The following is a 1119-nucleotide window of genomic DNA, read 5'->3' on the forward strand; positions in this document are numbered from 1 at the left end:
CCCGCTTCCGTGCGTGCGGCGCCGCGGGTCGTTCGTGCACGACGCTGGACGCCAAGCTCCGCTTCAATCCGAAAGAGCCGCCGGCTGACGATTGACTTGGAGACGCCGAGCCGGCGCGCGGCGGCCGATACGCCCCCGGCATCGGCCACTGCGACGAATGTCTGCAAGTCTTCGATGTCCATTCCCGCGTTCCTTATTTCGCGACACAGCTTGCCAGACCATGGCACTACCCCACCACCAAAGGGAACAGCAAATTGCGCCCAGGCAACGTCGCCCGCTGGCGCATGTCTCCCGTGAACCCATCGCCGTCCATAGCGGCAGAGAAAGGAAGTCTTGATTACCCCTCGTAACGGCCTCGATTCGCTTCTTCGTCCCGAAGATTCGGTTCTCGTTCTGATCGACCATCAGCCCTATCAGCTCGCGAATCTGAACAGCCACGATCCGCACATGGTGGTCAACAACACGACCGCGCTGGCGAAGCTAGCAAAAGCCTTCAATGTTCCGACCATTCTCACCAGCGTGATCGCGGCGCGCGGTGGACTTCTCTTTAAGCAGATCACCGACGTATTTCCGGACCAGGAAGTCATCGATCGCACCTGGGTGAACACCTGGCAGGACGAGAATGTGGTGAACGTCGTCAAGGCGACCGGCCGCAAGCAGCTGATCATCGCCGGCCTGTGGACCGAGGTCTGCGTCGCAATGCCTGTGATCCAGGCCGCCGGCGAAGGCTGGGACGTGACCGTGATCACCGACGCGTCGGGCGGGATTTCGAAGGAGTCTCACGAAGTTGCCATCCAGCGAATGATCGCGGCCGGCGCGAACGTGATGACCGTGATGGCGCTCGCTGGCGAATGGCAACGCGATTGGGCGCGCACCGAGCATGTCGAGGAGCTGACCGAGATTCTCATCCAGCACTTCGGCGGCAGCGGCATCGCGTATCTTTGGGAGCAGCAGCTTCTCAACACGCCAGTAGCTGGCTGATCCCGGCCGGGATGGCGAGCATTTCGGTGAGGGTCGGAATCGATCCGGTTGCCGTCCCTCGCCATCCTCACCTCACAGGGAAGCCCTGTGATGTCAGCGAGAAATCCATGTACGAGGATGCTGGCCCTGGCGGACCCG

The 1119-nt window shown here is 61.8% G+C and carries 2 protein-coding genes; one reads left to right on the plus strand and one right to left on the minus strand.

What is annotated here, in order from left to right; all coding sequences use genetic code 11:
• On the minus strand, window positions 1-182 hold a 182-nt coding region (locus AC4FWB_RS34425; protein ID WP_491030659.1), incomplete at its 3' end, for a helix-turn-helix domain-containing protein.
• 154 nt (window positions 183-336) lie between these two features.
• On the opposite strand from AC4FWB_RS34425, the gene AC4FWB_RS34430 reads away from it, so the two are divergent.
• Entirely contained in the window at window positions 337-981 is a 645-nt protein-coding gene (locus AC4FWB_RS34430) for a hydrolase (RefSeq protein ID WP_023757644.1), read from the plus strand.
• Window positions 982-1119 lie beyond the last annotated feature (138 nt).

Source organism: Mesorhizobium sp. LEGMi-168a (genome assembly GCF_058312955.1).